This is a genomic window from Actinomadura harenae (assembly GCF_003696215.1).
GTDB classification, from domain to species: Bacteria; Actinomycetota; Actinomycetes; order Streptosporangiales; family Streptosporangiaceae; genus Spirillospora; species Spirillospora harenae.
The window spans coordinates 1-4,977 of the sequence record NZ_RFFG01000216.1 but is presented as its reverse complement, the minus strand read 5'-3'; the positions used below and the strand labels follow the sequence as shown (position 1 = coordinate 4,977).

Here is a 4,977-nt window from a genome sequence, read left to right as displayed (position 1 = left end):
TGTCCCGTCCCAGTTGAGTTGGCGGATTCTCACCGATTCTCGTTCGGTTTGGCGGATTCTCGGCTACCTGGCCTCGCGGTGAGATCACCTGCCCCTTGAGGCGAGCCCGGCATCACTTGTCGCTCGTTTCACCAGCTGCCCTGTCACGCTCTGATATCGGATGTGTCGGATCTGATACGGAGATGGGCGATGGATCTGGACTTGGTCGACGTCGAGTGGGTCGACGGGGAGCGTAACGGGTTTCGCCGGGGTGGCCTGGCGTCGGTGTCGGAGGTCGCTTTCGAGGCTGCGCGGCCCGTGCGCCGGTTCTCGTCCTATCGCGGCCAGCGGCATTTCACGGGGTGGTACTGGGCTGCGACCACGGAGTCCCTGGTGGGGTTCGAGTCGTGGCTGGAGCGGGACCGGGCGATGCTGCTGGACGCGGACCGGCGGGTGGTGGGCTTGTCGTCGCAACCGTTCCGTTTGACCTGGCCGGATGGACGCCGGGATGTCTCGCATACTCCGGACTACTTCGCACGGCTGGAGGGCGGATCTGGTCTGGTGGTCGATGTCCGGCCGGCTGATCGGATGGAACCGAGGGACGCGGAGAAGTTCTCGGCGACTGAGGCGATGTGCCAGGCGGTGGGCTGGTCCTACCAGTTGGCGCATGAGCCGGATCCGGTGCTGTTGTCGAACGTCCGGTGGCTGGCGGGCTACCGGCATCCCCGGTATCGAGTGACCGAGGTGAGCCGACGGCTCTTGGATGCCTTTGCTGAGCCTGCTGGGCTGGCGGCCACCGCTGAGCTGGTGGGTGATCTGGTCGCGGTTCTACCGGTCCTCTACCACCTGGTGTGGTGTGGTGATCTGCGTATCGAGTGGAGTACCCCGCTGGGTGACGGCTCGTTGGTCAGTGCGGCGGTGGTCGGCCATGGGTGAGGTGGTGCCTCGCGGGGTCGTCCGGATCGCCGACCGGATCCGCTTTGAGGGCCGGACGTTCCAGATCGTCGGCATGGACGGCATGGTGCTGCGGCTGCTCGCCGAAGACGGGGCGGTATCGGCGGTCGCGGCCGGGCATGTGATGGCGGCGACTGACTTCGAGTTGCTCGACCATGGGCCTGATGTTCTCCCTGAGTCGGTGTTGCCGCCGCTTGCGCTGGTCGACGCGTTGCCGGAGCAGGTGGTCGAGCAGGCCCGCTTCTGGGAGCGGCACATCGTCGAGGTGATCACTGGGCTGCCGTCGGATGCGGAAGAAGGCGCGGTTCCGCGTCCGGAGTACGACCCGGCCTGGCGGACGGTGATGGAGCGCCAGGCCGCGAAGGTCGCCGAGCTTACGGCGGCTGGGCATCCAACCAGCTCGCGGACGCTGATCCGGATGCGGGTGCGCTACGAGGCCGAAGGGCTGTGGGGTCTGGTCGACGGCAGAGCCCGGAAGGCTCCCGCATCAGTCTCCGGGACCGGGCGTGCTGATGAGCGGGTGGTCCAAGCGCTGAAGGAGGCGCTGGCTGGGCAGACCCAGATGTCGACCGGGGACGGTAAACGGCTGATGCATCAGACCGAGCAGATCCTCGCGGCCCGGCACGGCGAAGGAGTGGTGCCGCTCCCGAAGAAGTCGACCTTCTACAGGCTGGTGAAGGCTCTGGCCAGAGGCAACGACCCGTTCGGCCCAGCGACATCACGTCGGACGCGGGCACTGCGGCCGGGTACTCCATTCACTCCCTCGATGGCGTCCCGGCCTGGGGAGATCGTCCAGGTCGACTCCACGCGGCTGGATGTGATGGTGGTGTTGGACGACGGGGTGGTGGCCCGTCCCGAACTCAGCATCGCGGTCGATGTCGCTACCCGGAGTATCTGCGCGGCCCTGCTCAGGCCGGCGGGGACCAAGGCGGTCGACGCGGCGGTGCTGCTGGCTCGGATGCTGGTGCCCGAGCCGATGCGGCCCGGCTGGAGCCAGACGCTGTCGATGGCGGCGTCGGTGCTGCCGCACGAGCGGATGCTCGCGGTGGACGCGCGGCTGGAACAGGCCGCCGCCAAGCCGGTGATCATCCCCGACACCATCGTGATCGACCACGGGAAAGTGTTCGTCTCGGCCACCTTCACCTCGGCCTGCGAGCTGCTGGGGATCTCGCTGCAACCGGCCCGGCCCAGGACGCCGACCGACAAGGCGATCGTGGAACGGACGTTCTCCTCGATCAACTCGCTGTTCTGCCAGTACGTCGCCGGCTACACAGGCTCTGATGTGACCCGGCGGGGCGCCGACCCCGCCGCGGAGGCGGTCTGGACCCTGCCGCAGTTGCAGGACCTGCTGGACGAGTGGGTCATCACCTGGCAGCACCGCGCCCACGACGGCCTGCGCAACCCCTACCTACCAGGCCGGACGCTCTCGCCGAACGAGGCCTACGCCATCGCAGTGGCCCGCGCTGGATATCTACCGGTGGCGTTGTCGAGTACCGACTACATCGAGTTGCTGCCCGCCACCTGGCGGACGATCAACGACTACGGCATCAAGATCGACTACCGCACCTACGACGACCCGCAACTCAACCCGCTCCGGCGGCAGCCATCGGGGATGAAGGCCAAACAAGACCAGTGGGAGGTCCACTACGACCCCTACAACGTCACCCGGATCTGGGTACGGCGCAGCGACGACCGGCAATGGATCGAGGTCCCCTGGACCCACCTGCCCATGGTCCGCTCCCCGTTCGCCGACTTCACCTGGCGGCACGCCCGCCAACTCCTGGCCGACCAAGGGGCCGATGACACCAACGAGACCGCGATCGCACGCGTACTCGCCCGCCTGCTCACCAGGGCAGGCAGCCCACCCGAAGGATCAGCGCAGGTAGTGGCCCGCACCTGGGCCGCGCTTCAGACACCCCCACCACTGGCCCTGCCTGCAGCTCAACCCGCTCACGACACCGAGCCGGGACACCCGGACGCCAATGAGCCCGACGAGGACGTCGTGCCGTTCGGCGTCTTCAACCCCCTGGAAGAACAGGAGAACCCCCTGTGGTGACCCCACCGGCCGAAGAAGAACCCGAGCACTCCCCGCTGACCACCAAAGACGGCTGGGGGCGGTTCGTTGACGACACCCCCACCTGCCCTCGACTGCTGCCGGCCAGAGAACGCAAGCGGCTGACCGAGCAGGAACGGCAGGCCGACGACGAAGCCCGCCTGGACTACCACGCACGCCTGGTCGTCGTCGCTACCCCGACCGTTCGCCGGGTCTTCACCACCGGCCGCCGCCTGGTCCTGCTCAACCGACACCAGATCTCCGGACGCCGCGGCCTGATCGTCACCGGACAGGCCGGAACCGGGAAGACCACCGCCATCACCCAACTCGGCCGCAACCACGAACTCCTGGTCCGTCAACGCCTCGGCGCGACCGCAGCCGCAGGACGCCTACCGGTGGTCTATGTGACCGTCCCACCCCGCGCCACTCCCAAGATGCTCGCCATCGAGTTCGCCCGCTTCCTGGGCATCCCCGTCTTCCGCGGCGACACCCAGACCGCCATCACCAACGCCGTCTGCGACCTGCTGATCAAACTCCGGGCCGAGCTCGTCTTGGTCGACGAGATACACAACATCTCCCTCGCCACCCGCGCTGGGGCAGAAGCCTCCGACCAGCTCAAATACCTGTCCGAGCGGATCCCCGCGACGTTCGTCCTGGCGGGCATCAACGTCGGCGCGAGTGGCCTGTTCTCCGGAGTCCGCGGCCAGCAGATCGCCGGACGCTACACCCTCATCGACACCGAGCCGTTCCCCTACGGCACCACCCCCCAGCGCCAGCAGTGGCGGCAACTGATCGCCACCATGGAAGACTCGCTGCGCCTGCATCGGCACAAGCCCGGCAGCCTGACCCGCCTCGACGCCTACCTGCACGAACGCACCGACGGAGCGATCGGCAGCCTGTCCCAGCTGATCCGCGGAGCCGCCACCGAAGCCATCCTCGACGGCAGCGAATCCCTCACCCGCAAGGCCTTGGACGGCATCACTCTCGACCAGAACGCCGAAACGGCCCGTGAACAGCGGCGCAGGAACCGCAGAAGGAGACAGGACCCCGGCGCCGACGCGGCATGACCACCCTGCACCGGCTACCGCTAACACCACCACCGATCCGGAACGAAACACTCGGCTCCTATCTTCACCGCCTCGCCATGGCCAACAACCGCCCCGCCCGAAGCCTTGCCGCCCTACTCGGGCCGCCACCCATCGGCTTCTCCCCGATCAGCGACGACACCTCAGGATGGACACCGCAGTCACCAGCCAACCTGGCGGCCCTGACCGGCCGACGGGTCGAGAAGCTGGCCAGAGCTCTGCCTGCCCTGGCCAGCTTCCTCGCGGTGCCATGCGATCATCCGACGCAGCTGATCGGCCGAGCCTGCCGCTGCTGCAGCGCCCGGCGACGAGCCGGCACCGCCTCAGTGTTCACCTACATCCCGATCCACCAGCACCTCTGCATCCGCCACCAGCGCTGGACCCGGGCCACCATCGACATCCCCCTCGCCAAGCTGCCAGCAGTGCTCCAAGCCCAGCACCGCCTCACCCGCCTTGCTCACCGGCACCGTTCCGACGAGATCAAGGACGCCTTCTGCTCAGCACAGAAGATCCTTCGTGGCTGGACTACAACCCAGCTCCCGATCGACCTCACCCCCGACTGGAACAGCCGGCTCGAACGCATTAGAGACCACCCGCCCGGCAGAGGGATCTCCAGTCAGGACCAGCAACTGGTCGCGTCCTTCCCCGACACGGTGACCCTCACGGCCCTCGTTCTCAGCCCGCCTACTGGAAGCGATGCCCGAACCACCTACCTGGCGGCCACGACCGAACTCGAAGACCGATACGCCAGGCCCTATAACGCTCCAGGCATCAGAGATCCGCTCTACCAGTACTTCCGCAAGAGCCAGATAGCGTGAGAACGCCCGACACCGCAGTCCCAAACATCGCGGCATCCCCGCAGGTCACCCACTCTTCATTGGCCACCTACAGTCGAACGGGACAGTG

Annotated in this window: 4 protein-coding genes; all 4 read left to right on the top strand. The window is 67.3% G+C overall.

Annotated features, from left to right (window positions below; translation table 11 throughout):
- Positions 1-189: 189 nt before the first annotated feature.
- Genes EBO15_RS42630 through EBO15_RS42615 form a run of 4 tightly spaced genes read left to right on the top strand, consistent with a single transcriptional unit; the run spans position 190 to position 4,889 of the window.
- Entirely contained in the window at positions 190-915 is a 726-nt protein-coding gene (locus EBO15_RS42630) for a TnsA-like heteromeric transposase endonuclease subunit (protein WP_199745176.1), read from the top strand.
- Positions 908-2,989 (top strand): Mu transposase C-terminal domain-containing protein, encoded by a 2,082-nt coding sequence (locus tag EBO15_RS42625; protein ID WP_122200119.1) that lies wholly within the window; start codon positions 908-910, stop codon positions 2,987-2,989. The genes EBO15_RS42630 and EBO15_RS42625 overlap by 8 nt, the downstream gene beginning before the upstream one ends.
- Positions 2,983-4,053, top strand: a complete 1,071-nt coding sequence (locus EBO15_RS42620; RefSeq protein WP_233616858.1) for an ATP-binding protein — start codon at positions 2,983-2,985, stop codon at positions 4,051-4,053. Before EBO15_RS42625 ends, EBO15_RS42620 begins: the two co-directional genes overlap by 7 nt.
- Positions 4,050-4,889 (top strand): TniQ family protein, encoded by an 840-nt coding sequence (locus tag EBO15_RS42615; protein ID WP_122200117.1) that lies wholly within the window; start codon positions 4,050-4,052, stop codon positions 4,887-4,889. The genes EBO15_RS42620 and EBO15_RS42615 overlap by 4 nt, the downstream gene beginning before the upstream one ends.
- Positions 4,890-4,977 lie beyond the last annotated feature (88 nt).

Bases quoted from the DNA above. Each gene is read 5' to 3' on its own strand.
- EBO15_RS42630 (WP_199745176.1), top strand. From the start codon at position 190: ATGGATCTGGACTTGGTCGACGTCGAGTGGGTCGACGGGGAGCGTAAC.
- EBO15_RS42625 (WP_122200119.1), top strand. From the start codon at position 908: ATGGGTGAGGTGGTGCCTCGCGGGGTCGTCCGGATCGCCGACCGGATC.
- EBO15_RS42615 (WP_122200117.1), top strand. From the start codon at position 4,050: ATGACCACCCTGCACCGGCTACCGCTAACACCACCACCGATCCGGAAC.